Raw genomic sequence first — 17,577 nt, forward strand, 5'->3', positions numbered from 1 at the left:
GTTTTTATATTCAACAGCTTATTTTTCTACCGGGTAGCCCTGTTCCAGCCAAGCCTGATAGCCACCTTGAACCGACTTCACCTGGGTAAATCCCATATTCTGTAAGGTATCGGTTGCCAATGCGGAACGTCCACCCGTGCCACAGATCAAATAGATCGGCTGATCTTTAAGATGTTCCAGTGCTTGCAAGGTATCACAATGATGGCTGGCTAAAGGATGCTGGTGAATCCTCATTTCTAAAACACCACGAGGATAATTGATTGCTCGATCTATTGCTGCTGCCTGAAATTCATCTGGTTCTCTGACATCAATCAGTATGGTTTTATGGTTTTTCATTGCCTCAAACAATTCATCTACGCTCACTTCCTGAATCCGGCTTTTCGCATTCCGGATCAATTGCTCTGCAGTTTTCATCATTTTCATTCTTCCTCGCTCATCAAAATCAGCTTCATTTGTTATAAATGCCAGTTCAGCAGCTTAAAAGCGCTTTGTTGTAGCTACCACCGCGGCTGTTTCAGCACTGTTGCAGTGATCACTGCTATTGCAAACCATCTATTTGTTAAAGCCATTTCAGACTCTACACCGGTTGGATATTCATTCAAATGACAGAAAAACAGGCTATTCATCTGTCATCCAGAAGCAGACTTTCTATCTCCGTCCGGAGAGCACTTCACGGGACTAGCCCATGAGTGCTGAATAGATTAAATACACAGCTACCCCAATCACAGTCGTGGCAAAAATTTTCTGTACCCGGTTACTTTCAATCCGGTGCATCAGACTGCGTCCAATCAACATTCCCACAATACAAGCCAGAACAAAAGTCAGTGTGACCGAAACAGGATATTGAAAACCATCCAGCACGTGTGCAGTAATACTGACACCGCCAATCAGGAAAATAATCATCAGGGAAGTCGCGACGATACTGCGCATATCGAGGTCGGTGAATTTACGCAGTGCCGGGACAATCACAAAACCGCCGCCCACCCCGAGCAAGCCAGTCAGCAAACCCGCCACTACGCCAATACCGGCGAGGAACGAGGCCGTTTTCACATTCCAGATCAGGCGACCGGTCGTTTGATTGACCTTACACGGTGGATTCTCATGGTCATTAACTTTGTTAAAGAAGATCCGGTAAGCCACAATCAACATGACTAGACTGAAAGCCATCGTCAGCCAGACCGGAGAAACAATACCAGCCAGATTTACGCCATAGCGTGCTGAAGGAATACTGATCAGGGCGATCCAGAGCGCAGCGCGATAACGTACAATACGCTTGAATAAACCCTCGAACGTTCCGACCAAGGCAGACAGAGTCACTGCCAGCAAGCCCACAGGCGCAGCCTGTGCCACGGTCCAGCCCTGACTCGCCATCAGTGCCGGTACAGCCAGGATACCGCCACCAGCACCGGTTAAACCCAGCAAGCCACCGATGGCCAACCCTTCCAGTATTAACACCCACATAGCCACTGTTCCTCTCTTTGCTAATGCAATTAAACAAAAGACCAAACTTTTTGTTTAATCTTGAAACATGTCTATTTGAAGTAATTGAGCGGAAGTTTTAAATAAGAAACCCCATTCTCTTCTGGCGTTGGAAACTGTCCACCTTTCATATTGATCTGAATGGAAGGCAGGATCAGCTTCGGCATACTAAGTCCCGCATCACGCTGCTGACGCATTGCGACAAAATCGGCTTTACTGATCCCGCTATGCACATGAATATTATGCTGTTTCTGCATCTGAACAGTGGTTTCACACTGATACGCATGACGTGACTCAGGCAGATAGTCATGACACAAGAAGACCCGAGTATCTTCTGGTAGCTGATACAGGCTGTGTACCGAATCAAAAAGCGTTTCTGCACTGCCCTTTGGAAAATCACAACGTGCCGTACCATAGTCCGGCATAAACAGCGTGTCGCCGACAAAGACGGCATCTTCAACCACATAGCTCAAGCAAGCAGGCGTATGCCCCGGTGTTGCTATGTTATAGACATCCAGCTCACCGATTTTGAAATGCTCACCATCTTCAAATAAATGATCAAATGGCTGACTAGCATTCACCTGCTTGAGATCCAGATTATAAATTGCAGCAAAGGTCTGCTGCACCACAGCGATTTTCTGGCTGATTGCAATTTTTCCGCCCAGTTCCTGTTTCAAATACTGGGCTGCAGTCAAGTGATCTGCATGAACATGGGTTTCCAAAATCCATTCCACGTCTAAAGTCTGTGCTTTGACATAGGCAATGATACGATCTGCCTGTGTGGTTGAAGTGGTTGCAGATGCCGCATCATAATCCAGCACACTGTCAATGATGGCACAGCGCTTTGTTATTGGATCGGATACCACGTAACTGAAGGTATTGGTCGCCTCGTCAAAAAAATCCTGTACCAGTGGGTGTTTTGTCATCGTTATTCTCCAGCCCATTTACGGTGCAGCAATACGCCAATCAACATCGCGATAATAAAATAGAAGACCTGGTAATGCCCCAGGCCAATCAAGGTGAAACTTGGTGCTGGACATACCCCAGCAATCCCCCAGCCGATACCAAACAACAGGCTGCCAATGATTAAGCGTGGATCAAGTTTTTGACTGGTGGGCAATACAATAGGTTCGTTAAATACGGTTTTCGGTGCTGCAGAACGCATGGCTTTTTGAAAGGGAATAAATGCCACGGCAATTGCACCCATCATCACAAAGGCCAGACTTGCATCCCAGTCACCAAACAGATCCAGGAAATCCAGCACTTTTTCCGGATTGGACATGCCTGAAACCATCAGTCCGACAGAAAAAAGAGCACCAAAAATAAAAGCTAAAATATTTTTCATTTTAAAATGCTCCAGTCACGTGACGAACAATATAAACAGTGACAAAACCAGCAAACATGAAACTCATGGTGGCCACGATGGAACGTTTAGACAAACGACTCATCCCGCAAATGCCATGACCGCTGGTACAGCCTGAACCTAAGCGGGTACCAAAGCCGACCAAGAGACCCGCAACCACCAGCATCAGCGGACTCGCATTCAATTCAATTTCTGGCTGAACAAACAGTCCATAGATAAATGGCACAGTGATTAAACCCGCCATGAACCAAATCGCAGATGTTTTAAACATCATTTTAGGATTCAGCACCTGTCCGATTAAGCCACTGATGCCTGCGATACGACCATGCACATACAGGTAACCAACGACCGATACACCGAGCATCAAACCGCCGAGAAAAGCAATCAGGAAATCATGCATAGCGAGTCTACTTAACTTTACAATATATTTATATATAATATATAATATATAATATTAATCAAGCACTCTGTGATATTCTTTCATAAATGATTTTTAACTATGCAGGACTGAAGGAGATCGTAATGAATACTGGAACTAATCAGGCTAAAATTGATTTTTCGGAAGTCGATATAGTCACAAACTACTTAAAAGTCTTATCAAATCCTGACCGCCTAAAAATTTTATGTGTCTTGGTAGAAGGCGAACTCAATGTACAGAAAATTGAGGAAAGCACTGATATTCATCAACCAACACTGTCCCAACAACTGACTGTACTGCGTAAAAATAATATGGTCAGCACTCGTCGTGAAGGTAAACAGATTTTCTATCAAGTATCTGACCCCAGAATCCTGACGATTATGCAAACCCTGCATCAGTTATATTGTGCTGCTTAAGCCTATTTTTCACTCTAACTTGTACCTGATGTGTGCTGAAAAAACAGGAGGTTTTAACTTGGTAAACTAAACACACTCATCAGGAGTTTACCATGAGCAAGAAACACAAGACTTACACCACAGAATTTAAAGCTGAAGCCATCAAATTAATTGAAGCCAATCAAGGCAATGTCTCGGAAACAGCTAGACAACTTAGCATTTCAATGCAAACTCTTTCAAATTGGAATACCAAAGCAAAGGCTGGAACTTTAGCAGGTACAAAACAGTATTCACCTGATCTAAACGCTCTACTCGAAGAAAATAAAAAACTCAAACAACAGCTCAAAATAGCTGAAATGGAACGTGAATTTTTAAAAAGGCAGCAGCGTACTTTGCCAAAGAAAGTCAGTAAGGTACGCCTATATGAAACAAAAAAGATATTCTTTTCCAATTACCTTAATGGCTCGATTACTTCATGTTTCAGTTTCATGTTTTTATGATTGGCTCAAGAGAGGCGTGAGCAAAAGAACGATTCAACGAAATCAACAGACGATATTGGTGAAAATAGCCCATGAGGAGACAAGGCAGAGCTATGGTTATATTCGATTAACCAAATACTTACAAGCTCAGGGCATAAAAATGAGTATGTACGCTGTACGTCAGATAAAAGCGCTGAACCACCTGTATTGTAAGCGACACAAGCGTTTTAAAAGGACTACGAATAGTGACCATAATCGAGCGATCTATGAAAACCTGCTGGAGCAACAATTCTCAATGACTAGACCAAATCAAGCATGGTCAAGTGATATTACGTACATATGGACTGTTGAAGGATGGCTGTACTTAGCAGCGGTAAAAGACCTTTACACGAAGCAAGTGGTTGGCTATAGCTTAAATGAGCGCATGACAGCACAGCTTGTTTGTAATGCGCTAAATATGGCTATTCACAATCAAAAACCAACCAAAGAACTGATTGTGCATTCAGACAGAGGAAGTCAATATTGCAGCCATGAATATCGAAATATACTTGAGCAATATGGTTTTCAAGGTTCAATGAGCAAGCGCGGAGACTGTTACGATAATGCACCGATTGAAAGCTTTTGGGGAATACTGAAAAATGAGTTAGTGCATCATTACAACTATCAAACCAGAGAAGAAGCCAAAGCAGATATTATAAAATACATTGAGTTATTTTATAATCATCGAAGAATTCAAAAGGGTTTGGGTTTTAAGACACCAAATCAAATGGCCGAAGACTTTTATAAGTTGGCTGCCTAGAATCTCCCAAGGGAAAGTCTCCTGATAATTCAGCGTATATCAAACTTTGCTCTGCAATATTCCTCAGATATGAAGAACATTTTTGTTTCGCCACCTTTCGATATTACGCATACACTCATTTATGAATCCATTGATCATAAAATTGCACTCAAACTGGCGGGTAGTAAAGCATTTCCAGACCTGTCACATCTCATTAAATTGGCTGAAAGTGATCAATTTAGAATTAGAAATCCCAAAGCAATCATAGAGTCCTTGAGCGAAAATATATTGGACTATCTTCGTGCATCAAATGAGGTTCAATTATTCGATGGATTGCGGACATCTATAGAACTTTCAATTTCAAATGTTATGGCGACAGGCCTTGGCACCCAACATTATCGACATGATAAAAAGAAGTAATTTAAATGGTGTAATGAAAAATCCTGTAAAAAGACTCAAAATCTTGCAATAAGTACAAGGGCAACGTAAGATGAGGAGTGAAGTCATTTTAAATTCCTTGTACGGCAATTTGCATTACATGGAACAAACCCACAATAGTTACCGCTATTGTGGGTCATTAGCCCCTCTTCTTAACTAAGTTATAAGAAAAATACCTCTATCATTCGATTGATTCCTTTATATAAATAATAAAGTAAATATATGTTTTCGATGAAGCTTTATAAAATTCAGTATTAGACCTGTAGGGAAAACTTATCAAACGAAGTATTAGTTAATCCTTTTCTTCAACTTCTTCCTTAAACTCAAACAAATCATTCATCGTACAGTTAAAGTACTTACACAACTTATCGGCGACTGGTAATTCAATACGTACAGCACGGTCATAATACATACTTGTGAGCGTATTGCGATTGATACCTGTTGCATGCACCACTTCACTTAATTTTAAAATTTTTCTATCGCCCATGAGGCTAGATAACTTACAAGTAATCATATTTAAATTAATTTACAAAAAATAACTTGCTGCGGGTTATTTAAAGTTGTTGCCTGAGTAATACTTTGCTAAAATTAACCTACAGCAGGTTATTAAAACTTATAGAAAGTATATTTTATCCATTTCAACTAAATTATAACTTTTTAAGTATAAGGATTGAACCTGCATTAGATTATTTTGTGGAGATGACCGCCGTGTTAACAAATGAGTTATTGATCAGCCAGCAAGCTCGTGACTTAGGAAATCAATTAATTAAAGAAATGAACATCAATAGAAGTTATGGAATGGCTAATTTTCTTGGAGTAAATACTTGCTATGATAATCATCAGGCTGTACTTATTTGGACATTTCAACTGCTTGAAAGGGAACCTGCCTTAAATGAATTAGCAGAAATTAAAAAATATTTTCTTTTAATCTTTCCAGATAGTGTTTATCAATTAGCCTAAGTTGTATTTAAAAATTAATTTTTTAAATAAAAAGCACTAAATCAAAGAAACTTTCTTTAAAAATACCTATTAATTCATACGATTTACAGAATATATGAAGCATAAATTCTTGTTCCTGCTCTATCACTCACTCCTACTAGACATTAGTACAGACTAAAATTACATCGCTCTTTTTACTGATACTAAACGATTCATGTCCACACTACGTTCTGCGGCTTCGAGGGCTAGTTTTTGTTAAACCACTGAGAACAATGACAATAAACTGACCACTATATTTTTCCGGAGAGTGGTGTAGGAACTTTTTCATTATTGCTAACCATATCAGCGACAACATCAGCAACGAGCTCCTCTATTCCTGAGAATGCTTTAGACTGATCCGCATCAAGCCAAGACAATGATGGAAACTCAGCACACAACCCAACATACTCATTATCTTCTGCTGACCATATAACACGGTAAGTATATTGTTTACTATCCATTTGACACCCCATAATGTTTTAAGTTTATGTATAAAAGTACGATTTTCACTTAGTAGTACTTAAATAATCACCCCACCACTGCATCATTTCAGTCCGTTGAGCTAAATAGTCAGCGTGATTATAGCTGGCACGGGTACGGTTCTTATCAATATGTGAAAGTTGTGCCTCAATCCAATTATCTTGGAACAAACCTGAGTCATTCAAAATGGTACTAAAAGTAGAACGTAATCCATGAGAAGATAATTGATGTTTGCCATACCCCATCTTACGTATGGCCATATTTAGAGTATTAAAATGAATCGGTTGATTGTATTTGCGTGGGCTAGCAAAAAGGTATTTTTCACCGTATGACCACTGCATGACGTCTTTTAAAATCTCTAAAGCCTGATTTGAAAGTGGAACTAAAAAATCTGGAATCTCATGGCCTAATATGACTTTTCGTCGAAACTGTTTAATATGTAAGGCTGGTATTCTCCAAATTTTATCTTTTAAATCAAAATGATGGGGCTCAGATAATAATAATTCAGCTCCTCGTACGCCAGTATGCAATTTGAACATCAATGCTTTTTTAATAATGGGATGGGCATCCAATTTTTGTAATTTATTCTTAAAATCAGATATATCCTCCGCTTTCAAATACGGATAATTTTTCTTGATTTTGCTGTTAATGGTGATTTTATTTAAACCATGAGCGATGTTGAACTCACAATAACCCATCGCTACAGCGTAGTCATAAATTTGGTTCAAATAACTACAAGCTTTTTTGACAGGTTCTTTTACTTGGCGTCCCTCTATTTTTTTAATTACTGAAACCAGGTCATAGCGCTTGATATTTTGAAAAGGTAAATCCTGAAGGTCTGGATAAATATCTTGCTGTAAACATCTTTCTGCTAACTGTAGTACACCGCAGCGGGGTAAATCATTAAATGAATTCTTCAGTTTGAACTGCAGCCACTCCTCCCCTACCTTACGAAAGGTGATGACATTAGAAACAGTATCATGTTCAAAACAAAAATTATTGTCTTTAAAGTCATCTCTGACTTGTCGTGCTTTTTTCAGTGATAATTCAGGATAAAGTCCTAACTGAATGCGGCGACGTTTTTTTGTTTGTGGATCTGTATAGCGATAGCACCAAGATTTTCTTCCACTCGGCTCAATCTTCAGGCTAAGTCCATCTTCATCGGATAAAAAACAAGTTTTTTCCTTGCAATGAGCTTGGCGAACTTTAATTTCTGTAAGACTCATGAAATTTAAATGAAACCTATCAGAGGGTTGATTGGATCAATTATATCAAAATATGACGATTTTTATATGATGCGTATATTACGCATCATATATATTTGTAATATATTGTTTTATATGTTTATTATTGAAAATATTTTAGTTTTAGTAACCATCATGAGTACCACCTCTAATTTAATTTCCCAACAACTTACTTATCTGTGATCAATGTTAAATAAGTCTTATACTGATCCTAGCCCAGCCCATATGGACAATGCTTACTTCTAAAGATAACGTAACGTTAACTTTATAGATGTAAAAATGGCTAAAGGCTTTAGTCCAGAATTTAAAAAGCAAGCAATTGATTATGCACTTTCAACCTCACACAAGTCTGTAGCTGCAATCGCCCTGAAATTAGGTGTCTAGGATCATAGGAAGGGTTTGAACAATTAAAAAAAGCACCCAACGGCGCTTTTTTCTTTCAGATTTTTGCATGAATTTAATCATTAAATCCTAAGTATTTTGGCAATTCATTTTTGAAAAACCAACGTGAGCGACTAGCACCCACATCACGATACTTAATATTATGAATAGATTTGCAATGGATACACTCAAATTGCTTCCATTCCGTACCGCCACTTAGATCGTCAACCCAATCTTCTTTTACTATTGTATTCCAGCCTAACGGCATACTATCTATAGATAAAACAGTACATTTTTCACAATTATTGTTCATACAATCTTCTATAAGTAATTTCAAAAAAAAATTCTAAAATTGTGAAACGACATCAATGAAAATAAACTCTCTAGAATGTTTAGTTGGCATTCCTACGAATGTAAATTCAACATTCCTTTCTACATCATTTCTTCGTGTTTCCGCATGAACAGAAGAAACATGACTGACATCAAAGAATCGTACCATGTTGTTTAGGCCAATGATCTCATCATCCTCATTGGCAATTAAAACCTCTAATTCAGGATCAAACTTTTCTAATTTTTCAATTAAATCTTTAACTTTCATTCCTAACCTACTTATATATAACAGTATATTCTTTTTTATCCAATGGATGGACTATAGTCTTTTTCCCCCACTCAAATCTTTGAGGAGTCGGAAAATCTATAAACCTTATAAGATCATAAGTCCAATAATCTTTGCTTTTTTCAATTGCTTGCTCTGGCGTATATTTCGAAAAAAAATGGATTTCGATTATATTTCCTTCAAGATCTCTAGCATGCAATAAACATGAATAATTAGGTATGAATCCTTCAAACATGTTAATACTCAACCTATAAATTATTTAAAAAAAATTGCAGAATATAGCTTGCGAGAAAAAGGTATTTTCACAGATTTTTTTTGTTGAGAAATACATAACAAGAAAGAAAATAGCACCTGCAATCATCAGGAATATGCCTGTAAATTTCCAATTTACGACATCCTGATTCCCACAACGGCCACAGTAATAATAATAACCTTTGATACGCCCACCACATTCAGGGCAATTTTTGTGATTGATTAAGTAATTAGACATATTTAATACTCCATTGTTAATTTTAGAAAGCACACAAGCACGAATGCCTGTGCACCAGATCACTTAAGTTGCACATGGAACTAAAAAAGCCCATGCCTCATAACCATACTCATGCGCATCTAACACCTTGCCAGAATTGCCTCGTACTTTACGGAATCTACAAAAGATCCATTTCATGCCTTTCGGCGGTTCTTGAGTACCTAATTTCTTAAGCACATAGCTCACCTCCTCTCCCAAGGAGATTTGAAAAGCTGACTTAAATGATCTACAATGAAGTTCTCACGCTTTATAGTAGTCATCTGAGTAAGCCGAATAGCCCTTGGGTGTACTATCCGAAACTGATATGAAAGATAGCTTTCATATCAGTTTTTTCATTTTAAAGAACTAAATTTATTTCTAGCCGCTTTATAACCAACTTTGAATTTTTCTTGAATGTCTTCAATAGACAAATTAATACATGCTTGTGTTGGCATCAGTAACTCTGCCGCAAACGTATCAGCTTGCCATTCAGAATCTTCATAATGTTTATGCCTGACTGCACCACGTGCTAAGGCAAAACCCTCATGAAGAATTAAGTGCCCTATTTCATGTGCTACAGTAAATCGCGCACGGCAATGTTTTGGATCAGATACATCGCATAAAGCATCATAAGTATCTGCACGAAGAATAATAGTCATAGCATCTGGATTAGTTAAAGCCTCAACATCAGGCATATCCTCAATTTCCCAGACTTCTAAAATGACACCTAATTCATGCAATCGATGTTCTAAGCCTCGACTTAAATCTATTGACTGATTTAGTGACAGTTTAAAAATCTTGTCACGAATAATGAGTGCTTTTTGTTTTATGCTTTGTTTACTTAAAGGCGCGACTTTAACACCTCTAGGCATACATCCAGATGTCATATATCAATTCTCCTCAAGAATTTTTCTAAGTTGCGCCATATTCAAAGTATCGTCTTGAATTCGTCTAGCAAACATCAAAGCAATTTCTGCTTCTTCTGGGCTATTTGTTCGAACAGTAACATTATCAACACTTTGACTAGCAGCATGTGTAAGCAAATTTTCCTCTGCTTTACTTAAACCTAATGCGTTTGTAATTTTTGTAATTAATTCAGCACTTATTGGCTTTTTTCCTGTTTCCACAGCTGATAAGAAAGCTGAACTAACGCCAATTGAAGTCGCTAGTTCATTAAGATTGGTATCATAATCAATCCTAAGTTTCCTAATCGCTTTTCCAAAATCTGTTAGTTTAGACATTTTCGTAACCCTATTGCGTTACTCATTCATTATTGAAAGAGTAAATACTTTTTACAGTATTAACCAATCTTATATTAACTTTATCTTTTATTCAACATATTGGATTAAATATTCAACCTAAAGGTTAATTTTTTAATATTACTACTAAGAATAGATACTGTGCCATGAAATCCAACTATCTGTGATTCATAGACATCCTTGTCAGCAGATTGGAGATGAAAATTGCTTTGTCCATGGAGTCGTCGATTCAGTCAAGAACTGCTGTTACGCAGCCAGTGCCTCCCTTAAATCATTGCCTAAATCGTGGTGCCCCTGACTCAATAGTTCTGCCATCACGCACTCGGCGATTTGCGAACCCCGAGGGAACGCCAAAAGCGAACCTTCGCCCAGTACAGGTGGGAACTCCATGTTCGAACCAGAACCTACCAAGCTCTTCACAGTCCATAGCATCTGTCCATCCAAATACCTGGGGAGCAATACCAGATGAAATCCATCGAGCAGCCATTGCACAGTCAAATGGTTGAGCTGGTAGAGATAGAGTTTCGAGGCGTGGTGAATGCTCGCGCCAATGCGCGTGGCGACATGCACGGCGCCCGCAAGATGGTGAGATCCGCCACTGTTATCAAGGAAAAACGGCCATCCCAAGCTCGCACGCTAAACGTGTCGGAGCCACGTCCGTGCATTAGCCGGATTTCGCCATGTGAACAAAGCTCTTTTAAGCTCGCATCATCCAGTCAGAGCGAGGGCTTTCCTTTTCTGGCATATCGATTCTGCTCATCAATATAGTAGGCACCAAAGACATCCACATTTTCGTGCGGCATGCCTGCTGACTTACTTGAGGAGATGCCCTCTATATCGCTTGCGTCGCATTCAAAGTGAGGCGCCATCGTCACTTGCACTAGCGATCCATGTGGACTTTGGAAAATCCTCCTTAGCGCCCCAGGCTGAGACCGGAAAGCGACTCCGCAAAGTAAAGTTGCCACGGTCGAGTTTATCCAGGATGCTCCATCGACGGCGTGAGTCATCAAAAATCTTCGATTTTGGGGTGTTGAGGCGCACGCCTTTTCCTGCCGCCTCCCTAAGCTCCAATAGTTCACACCAAGCTTCACACCGCTTCCGAACCAGTTCCGGCGGTCGATTCCAATATCTTCGCCACCACGGCCATGTGTGGAGTTCGAGCACTGAAGTTGGTAACTCAGAGAGCGACATCGCATTCATAGACTCAACTCTCTTGTTCTTCGGGGTACTCCGCTTGAGGAATTGATACCCAACCATCGCGGGTAATGCCCGCCCCGATGCGGAGATTCTTGCTTTCGGTTGCCGCCCAGTGCCCACCCCGGTGTAATACAGCGCGAATTACGGACTTCCGCGGGTGATCCTCATCGGCTTTGGCAGAACTGCAAATGGCATTCCAGGTATGCTGGATCGGCATACTGTCCAACCGTGAACCAACCAGTTGGTCCAGAATTTCAGTCGAGACATTGTGCCGCCCGCCATGGTGGGGCACCTGAAAATACCGAATGCCTGGCAACGCGAGTCCGGCAAATGGCGCGTAGTCAATAACCTCTTGCAGCGCCTCACGCCCGGCATCGCCAGTAAGCATGACACGATGACCGTTCAGGACAGCCGACTGGACCACACTCATTTCATTTTCACGACTGGTAGGCTCAGGCGGAAAATACTCCTCGCCCCACAGGGATTTGATGTAGGCGGTCGCGGCCTTCATTGCCCGGAATATGCCGCTCAACGCGCTGTCCAAAGCACTTTCTTCAACAGCCTCCGGTGTCTTCGTGGAGTCCACAATCAGGTCGAAATAGCGCCCCAGGGTTGGTGCCATCACAGTGAAGGGGCCGATGCTCTGCCCCTGAAGGGGGGCATGGATTGGAATTCCCTTTTCTACCGCCAGATCCTCAAGAATTGCCGTGGCATCGTAGATGGAGCGCAACTTCCGTCTCAGCGCCTCAACCGATTCATAGGTCTCGAATCGATCAATCAACTGATCTGCATAGATCCACGGCCTGTTGATCCAAAGATTTCTGACCGTGCACTGCTCTAGAACTTTTCGCAAACCATTTGCGTGATCGCGATCAGGGTGCGTGAGAATCACATGGTCGATGACTGTTGTTCCGTAGTAGGTCTTCAGGTGCTCGACAATCTGATCTCCCGTATCCAGATATCCTCCGTCAACGACGTGCACGCCCTCAGTGCCATTCACAGAATAGCGAAGCGTGATCGCATCTCCGCTTTTTGCTGTTTCGACGCCAAGAAAATCGATCTCGAAGTAGTCAGCCATACATCCCTCTTGTTTTATGCCAATAAAGTGCTGGTGGCTTTACCCCTACCAGCGATCCACCGCACATGTGGGTCCTGTCGGAGTCCATACCAACGACACGGCGGGAAGACCACCAGCATCCTCGGCGATGTTGCGCAATGTGTTTCGGTCTATGCCCGAGTGTGGGCCGCCTTTCGGGTGGCTGTGCCAAGTTCCGATGAAGGTGAGATACCCTAAAGAGGCTCCATTTGCCGCACGCAAATTCTGAACAAGTCCATCCGTTCCGAGGACGAAGCAGGCGGCCTCTCGAATGCTGTCAGGCGGCGCGTCCACGATGCCCGCAATGGTGATGGTTCGATTTTCAAACGAGATGCGGCCGACCAAGGCTCCGCCTGTTTCCAGAGCGCCCCAGTGCAGCGCATCGGCATGGATCGCTTGCACGACTGGGTGCAGAATCCGAATGTTCCAGCCACCATCATCAGCTACGTCGAGCACAGTGGTCGGGCCAAGACTGGCGCGGGTCCATGCCATGCCGAGGCCTTCGGCATCCGAGATCCCGGTGCAAAGCATCGCCTCCTTCGGAAGCCCGCCAACGAGCCAGCGTTCCAGTTGCAGACCGGCCAGTGACGAAGAACGCGAAACAACGGCATCAGACATTGGCATCGTCAGTGAACGGCAGTTGTCGCCCACAAAAATGCGCGTCGGCTCCGACGTATCCCCAGCAATCGATGCCCGCAGTTCCGGCACAAACCGACAGCACTCGAACAAGAATGCCGTGAGGTCGTCAACCCGACCGGCGCGACTAGGTCCTTCAAGCAAAACCGCGACACAGCGGCCCTGACCATACATCGCGATCCGTACCAGGCGGGCAGGAGACTGGTTCAGTACTGCTGATTGTGTTTCTGCGGCCAGCACCTGAAGTGAGGCCGTCGCATCCACGATGAGAGCCGCATCCTGCGGAATGACTGTGGCGAACTGTGCCGGATCGACCAGAAGGGTCACGGCGTCGGTGTCGAACGCGCGCGATTGAAGATGCGACAGCTCCTCAAAGGCCGTCTTCATCCGCGCCGACTTCCGAGGTGGGACCAGTACCGATGTCCGCTCAATGAGTGCATGCCGTGCCGCGTTATGAGGTGACATGGACTCGTTGTCGACGAAAGTCATTGAGCCGAAACCTGCTCGCCCCAGTTGCATCGCGATTTTCGATCCCACACTTCCGCAGCCGAGTATGACTAGCGGCTGCGATGTGGCTGCTGGTGGAATGCCGGATGTCCTTGCTAGCAACTCAGGAGACAACGCATGCGCGTGAAAGGCTGGGTGAACCGTGGCGTTTCGCTCCAGGAGCGCTTTAGCGTTGAGTTCATAGCGCACCGCGTAGGGCAATACCTCGACACTTCTCCCTGGTGAACCCACAAGCGACGCTGGCCGTTGTACCGTCAGAATTACAATCGCGTACAAGCCATGCACCCAGCCGCGCGAGTCCTGCTGCATATCCAGGATCGAGCGTCCGTAATAACCATCCAAGCCTTGGGCCAACGCGTCGCGATCAATGCCAAGTTCCGCTGCTAGATCAAGCAGCGTCGCGAGATCGACAACCGTCTCCGGTTGGTAGCGTCCGACCATGTGCGGGTGGCCGTCGGTCATTGGAGCCCGCGCAATGAAGGCCGCAGTATGGCCATTTCCCCACTTGCCCAATTTGTCGTTGTGAACATCATGGACGAACACTGCATCGATTTGTGCGGTCAGTTCGGCATTGAGGATGGCGTATAGCCCGCCATCAATCGTCACGTAGCCTGCGGGAACTACCAGAATCGTGCCGTCAGCAGGTGCGGAGGCCGCAACCTTTTCGGCACTGAATACAATGGTCGAAGGACAACTGTCTCGGCGCGTCGGCTCCCACCCCTGTTCCAAGTCCAGCAATGTTCCGGCCGCAGCCTTGTGCAGCCAATCGACCAACTGATCGACAATGGCGTCTAGACCAAACCGATGCAGCAGTTCGTCCAAGGACCCCTCGAACAGGCAAGGCGAGACCAGCTCACCTTCGCGATGGGGGTTGATGTGCGGCAAATTGAGCGGAAAGTCCGCACGCAAGAAAGGCTTGGGCGCGGACAGGGGCCAATCACTGCCGAATACCAGCACGCATGTCTCGACAGCGCGCACTCCGGTTTCGGAGACGCCGTTACGCCGTGACCTGTTTGGCAGTTGGACGGCAACATCGACTTCTATTTGCGTCGATGCACCGCTTGCCTTGGGCTCGCCAACGCGAATCAGGCCCCGATGCCGCTGAAGTTGATGTAGTGCGTCAGCGATGGCGCCCGTCATGATGCCCCGTGCGGCATCGGAGTGCGCGCGGAGGTGATCACGGCAGCGGCCTTCGATCCGGACTCCTTCTTCGAGGGCGGCTGCACTCCCTGAGCGGTGACGGTGAAAACGAGGGGCTCCAAGGATTTCTCGCTCGGGTACTCGCCCGTGCAATAGAACTCGCCCTTTGCTTCGTCTACGATCGCCACGTACTCACGCTTTGCGCGGATGCAGGGTGGATCACTGTCGTCGTCTGCAATCGGCTTGCAACTGGCGACGATGACGGCGCCGTCACGGGTCTGCGAAAGCGCCTTGCGGGCATCGGCATCGAGTTTGGCCTTCTCGCCGTAGTCGGACCAACTGTCATAGGACAGCGAATGCCAAGAACAGTGATGCGGTGCCTGCATGATGTCGTACTCAAGTACATCGGCTTCGGTCTCGTGGCGCTGCCACTGGCGGTTCCAGATGAACACCTCAGCATCGCCACCAGTAAGGAACTTTGCGCCATCCGGCGTCTGAGCATCAGCGGCTAACGTGATGTTCAGGATCACGCTGGACTGGTTCTTGACCAGGCACTCTTCCTCTTCTTCGTCGTCCTGGGCATCCAGGGGGGCCAAAAGAAACGCAGAGAAGAATGCGGAACTCTTGCCGTTGATCGTCGAGAAGCGCGTGTCCACCTTCCGCACAATCGAGGTGAGATCATCGGTTTTTCCATCGATGTCCTCGCCCATGATCTGGATGCGGTCGCCGTTTCCGACGGCGAAGTTCTTGTCGCGGTTCAGTTGTATCCGCCGACGCGCCTCCGTGTTGAATACCTTGGCGTCGTCGCTCAAAGTGTGCGTCTTGCTTGCGCGTCGAAACACGATGGGAGACGACCACATCTCCCGGATCACGATTTTCTTGTCCTTGTCGTCCTTCTTGTCATCCGGGTACTTGTCCAGCGGTCCCAGGTAGAAATGCCGCGTCAGCCCACGGCAATGATCCTGGTCCGGGTGGCTCAACAAAAAGGCATCGACATATGGCCTGCCGTTCTCGTCTTTTTTCAGTCGTTCGCGCAGATCCTTGGCGACATCGCGCACGTCCTTCCCAGGATCATCGGCATCTTGTCTGATGTTTACGTCGATCAGCAGGGTCGTCGCGTCAAGATCGCCGAACTTGATGAGTGTCATGTCCCCGTTGTCGACGGGGAAAAAGGTGATGGTTGTGGGCATTGAGGTCTCCGGGTAGACGACCGAAGGATGATCGCGTATAGTTAATGTACGACTATTTTTTATATCCGTCTACTTATTAGGCGCAAATAATGCAAGAGCCTCCTGTAACTGCCGCCGATCCCGCTGAGCCCAAAGGGCTAAGCTGGGGGTTAGAGAGCAGACTTCAATTCATCGATTTCCGTTTGCGCTGGGAGCGGCGCATCAATCGAATGGATCTCACCGAGCACTTCGGCATATCGATTCCCCAGGCCTCACTGGACATTGCCAAGTACACGGAGTTAGCGCCGAACAACCTGATTTATGACCGCAGTTCCAAGACTTACACGGCAGCACCGAGTTTTCACCCGCTTTACCAGCGAAGTTCGGTGCAACACTATCTAGCGGAGCTGCTGGCCACCAAGATGGGCGTCATCGAACCAGCGTCCAGCTTTATTGGCTCAGCGCCTGAGGCAGATTGGGCACCGTCCCCTTGGCGCACCATCAATGAACAAACCGTCGAAGCAGTGGTCCGGGCAATTCGGCAGCAGGAAGCCATTTGGGTGAGCTACCAGTCCATGACGTCCTTGGACGAATCGGTTCGTCTGCTGTCGCCGCACGCTCTGGGCAACGACGGTTTTCGCTGGCACATGCGCGCGTTTTGCCATAAGCGCCAGCGCTTCAGCGATTTCGTCCTCGCCCGAATCCTGCGCATCGATGGCTTCGAGGCGAGCCAAGTGGACGCCAGCCAGGATTCGCATTGGCAAACTGTATTGACGCTGGTGCTTGCACCGCATCCCGATTTACCCGCTGCCAAGAAACGAGTCCTGGAGTTGGACTATGGAATGGAGGGTGGACAGGTCAAACTTCCATGCCGCCAAGCGTTTCTGTACTACACACTGAGGCGTTTGGGCTTGCATACCAAGGAAGCACCCGACCCCCTCGCGCAGCAGATCACTTTGAAAAACCGCGATGAAATTCAACCCTATATTGATGCCTTGTCGGCCCAAAGCTAAGCA

At 45.0% G+C, this 17,577-nt stretch carries 23 protein-coding genes and 1 pseudogene; 5 read left to right on the forward strand and 19 right to left on the reverse strand.

All coding sequences use genetic code 11. The features are described 5' to 3' along the window. Nucleotides 1-18: 18 nt before the first annotated feature. From I593_RS19000 to I593_RS19020, 5 genes are all read right to left on the reverse strand, one after another. Nucleotides 19-414 (reverse strand): rhodanese-like domain-containing protein, encoded by a 396-nt coding sequence (locus I593_RS19000; protein WP_026441234.1) that lies wholly within the window; start codon nucleotides 412-414, stop codon nucleotides 19-21. A 264-nt stretch (nucleotides 415-678) separates the two neighbouring features. After that, complete coding sequence (locus tag I593_RS19005) at nucleotides 679-1,461, reverse strand: sulfite exporter TauE/SafE family protein (protein WP_016165473.1); 783 nt, start codon at nucleotides 1,459-1,461, stop codon at nucleotides 679-681. A gap of 71 nt (nucleotides 1,462-1,532) precedes the next feature. Continuing rightward, nucleotides 1,533-2,405 (reverse strand): MBL fold metallo-hydrolase, encoded by an 873-nt coding sequence (locus I593_RS19010; RefSeq protein ID WP_016165474.1) that lies wholly within the window; start codon nucleotides 2,403-2,405, stop codon nucleotides 1,533-1,535. A 2-nt stretch (nucleotides 2,406-2,407) separates the two neighbouring features. Next, nucleotides 2,408-2,824 (reverse strand): YeeE/YedE family protein, encoded by a 417-nt coding sequence (locus tag I593_RS19015; protein WP_016165475.1) that lies wholly within the window; start codon nucleotides 2,822-2,824, stop codon nucleotides 2,408-2,410. A gap of 1 nt (nucleotide 2,825) precedes the next feature. Then, nucleotides 2,826-3,242 (reverse strand): YeeE/YedE family protein, encoded by a 417-nt coding sequence (locus I593_RS19020; RefSeq protein ID WP_016165476.1) that lies wholly within the window; start codon nucleotides 3,240-3,242, stop codon nucleotides 2,826-2,828. Between the two features lie 122 nt (nucleotides 3,243-3,364). Here I593_RS19020 and I593_RS19025 point away from each other — a divergent pair, with 122 nt between their 5' ends. From I593_RS19025 to I593_RS19040, 3 genes are all read left to right on the forward strand, one after another. Beyond that, a complete protein-coding gene (locus tag I593_RS19025) occupies nucleotides 3,365-3,676 on the forward strand; it encodes an ArsR/SmtB family transcription factor (protein WP_016165477.1) in 312 nt (103 codons plus the stop codon). A gap of 92 nt (nucleotides 3,677-3,768) precedes the next feature. Continuing rightward, a protein-coding gene (locus I593_RS19035; RefSeq protein ID WP_087537534.1) for an IS3-like element ISAba22 family transposase occupies nucleotides 3,769-4,933 on the forward strand; the annotation gives its coding sequence in 2 pieces (ribosomal slippage) (nucleotides 3,769-4,031 and nucleotides 4,030-4,933; 1,167 coding nt in all). Nucleotides 4,934-5,002: 69 nt separating this feature from the next. Next, nucleotides 5,003-5,332, forward strand: a complete 330-nt coding sequence (locus I593_RS19040) for a hypothetical protein (protein ID WP_016165192.1) — start codon at nucleotides 5,003-5,005, stop codon at nucleotides 5,330-5,332. 310 nt (nucleotides 5,333-5,642) lie between these two features. Here I593_RS19040 and I593_RS19045 read toward each other — a convergent pair whose 3' ends face one another. Beyond that, on the reverse strand, nucleotides 5,643-5,864 hold the full coding sequence (locus tag I593_RS19045) for a helix-turn-helix domain-containing protein (RefSeq protein ID WP_004658364.1): 222 nt from the start codon (nucleotides 5,862-5,864) through the stop codon (nucleotides 5,643-5,645). A gap of 194 nt (nucleotides 5,865-6,058) precedes the next feature. Between I593_RS19045 and I593_RS19050 the strand changes: the two genes are divergently transcribed. Further along, nucleotides 6,059-6,310 carry a hypothetical protein gene (locus tag I593_RS19050; protein ID WP_004758991.1) on the forward strand — a complete coding sequence of 84 codons (252 nt, stop codon included), beginning with the start codon at nucleotides 6,059-6,061 and terminating at the stop codon, nucleotides 6,308-6,310. 269 nt (nucleotides 6,311-6,579) lie between these two features. Here I593_RS19050 and I593_RS19055 read toward each other — a convergent pair whose 3' ends face one another. From I593_RS19055 to I593_RS19115, 13 genes and pseudogenes are all read right to left on the reverse strand, one after another. Next, nucleotides 6,580-6,801: a hypothetical protein gene (locus tag I593_RS19055; protein WP_004758958.1), complete on the reverse strand. Its 222-nt coding sequence runs from the start codon at nucleotides 6,799-6,801 to the stop codon at nucleotides 6,580-6,582. Between the two features lie 33 nt (nucleotides 6,802-6,834). Next, nucleotides 6,835-8,034, reverse strand: a complete 1,200-nt coding sequence (locus I593_RS19060; RefSeq protein WP_016165193.1) for a tyrosine-type recombinase/integrase — start codon at nucleotides 8,032-8,034, stop codon at nucleotides 6,835-6,837. 475 nt (nucleotides 8,035-8,509) lie between these two features. Further along, on the reverse strand, nucleotides 8,510-8,746 hold the full coding sequence (locus I593_RS19070) for a hypothetical protein (protein WP_016165480.1): 237 nt from the start codon (nucleotides 8,744-8,746) through the stop codon (nucleotides 8,510-8,512). A 33-nt stretch (nucleotides 8,747-8,779) separates the two neighbouring features. Next, a complete protein-coding gene (locus tag I593_RS19075; protein ID WP_016165481.1) occupies nucleotides 8,780-9,031 on the reverse strand; it encodes a hypothetical protein in 252 nt (83 codons plus the stop codon). Between the two features lie 7 nt (nucleotides 9,032-9,038). Then, complete coding sequence (locus tag I593_RS19080; protein WP_016165482.1) at nucleotides 9,039-9,284, reverse strand: hypothetical protein; 246 nt, start codon at nucleotides 9,282-9,284, stop codon at nucleotides 9,039-9,041. Nucleotides 9,285-9,308: 24 nt separating this feature from the next. Then, nucleotides 9,309-9,539, reverse strand: a complete 231-nt coding sequence (locus tag I593_RS20225; protein WP_016165483.1) for a hypothetical protein — start codon at nucleotides 9,537-9,539, stop codon at nucleotides 9,309-9,311. 63 nt (nucleotides 9,540-9,602) lie between these two features. Then, complete coding sequence (locus I593_RS20695; RefSeq protein WP_016165484.1) at nucleotides 9,603-9,755, reverse strand: hypothetical protein; 153 nt, start codon at nucleotides 9,753-9,755, stop codon at nucleotides 9,603-9,605. A 155-nt stretch (nucleotides 9,756-9,910) separates the two neighbouring features. Next, nucleotides 9,911-10,444: an ImmA/IrrE family metallo-endopeptidase gene (locus I593_RS19835; protein ID WP_016165485.1), complete on the reverse strand. Its 534-nt coding sequence runs from the start codon at nucleotides 10,442-10,444 to the stop codon at nucleotides 9,911-9,913. 3 nt (nucleotides 10,445-10,447) lie between these two features. Then, nucleotides 10,448-10,798 (reverse strand): helix-turn-helix domain-containing protein, encoded by a 351-nt coding sequence (locus tag I593_RS19090; RefSeq protein WP_016165486.1) that lies wholly within the window; start codon nucleotides 10,796-10,798, stop codon nucleotides 10,448-10,450. 264 nt (nucleotides 10,799-11,062) lie between these two features. Beyond that, nucleotides 11,063-12,012 (reverse strand): annotated as a pseudogene (locus I593_RS21070) (DUF6685 family protein). Nucleotides 12,013-12,020: 8 nt separating this feature from the next. Further along, nucleotides 12,021-13,091: a ComEC/Rec2 family competence protein gene (locus I593_RS19105; protein WP_016165489.1), complete on the reverse strand. Its 1,071-nt coding sequence runs from the start codon at nucleotides 13,089-13,091 to the stop codon at nucleotides 12,021-12,023. A 45-nt stretch (nucleotides 13,092-13,136) separates the two neighbouring features. After that, nucleotides 13,137-15,392, reverse strand: a complete 2,256-nt coding sequence (locus tag I593_RS19110; RefSeq protein ID WP_016165490.1) for a ThiF family adenylyltransferase — start codon at nucleotides 15,390-15,392, stop codon at nucleotides 13,137-13,139. Next, nucleotides 15,389-16,582, reverse strand: coding sequence for a ComEC/Rec2 family competence protein (locus I593_RS19115; protein ID WP_016165491.1), 1,194 nt, complete (start codon nucleotides 16,580-16,582; stop codon nucleotides 15,389-15,391). Before I593_RS19115 ends, I593_RS19110 begins: the two co-directional genes overlap by 4 nt. A gap of 89 nt (nucleotides 16,583-16,671) precedes the next feature. On the opposite strand from I593_RS19115, the gene I593_RS19120 reads away from it, so the two are divergent. Beyond that, nucleotides 16,672-17,574, forward strand: a complete 903-nt coding sequence (locus I593_RS19120) for a BrxR family helix-turn-helix transcriptional regulator (RefSeq protein WP_016165492.1) — start codon at nucleotides 16,672-16,674, stop codon at nucleotides 17,572-17,574. The last annotated feature ends 3 nt before the right edge of the window (nucleotides 17,575-17,577 follow it).

It is taken from the genome of Acinetobacter tandoii DSM 14970 = CIP 107469, from assembly GCF_000400735.1.
Taxonomy (GTDB): Bacteria; Pseudomonadota; Gammaproteobacteria; order Pseudomonadales; family Moraxellaceae; genus Acinetobacter; species Acinetobacter tandoii.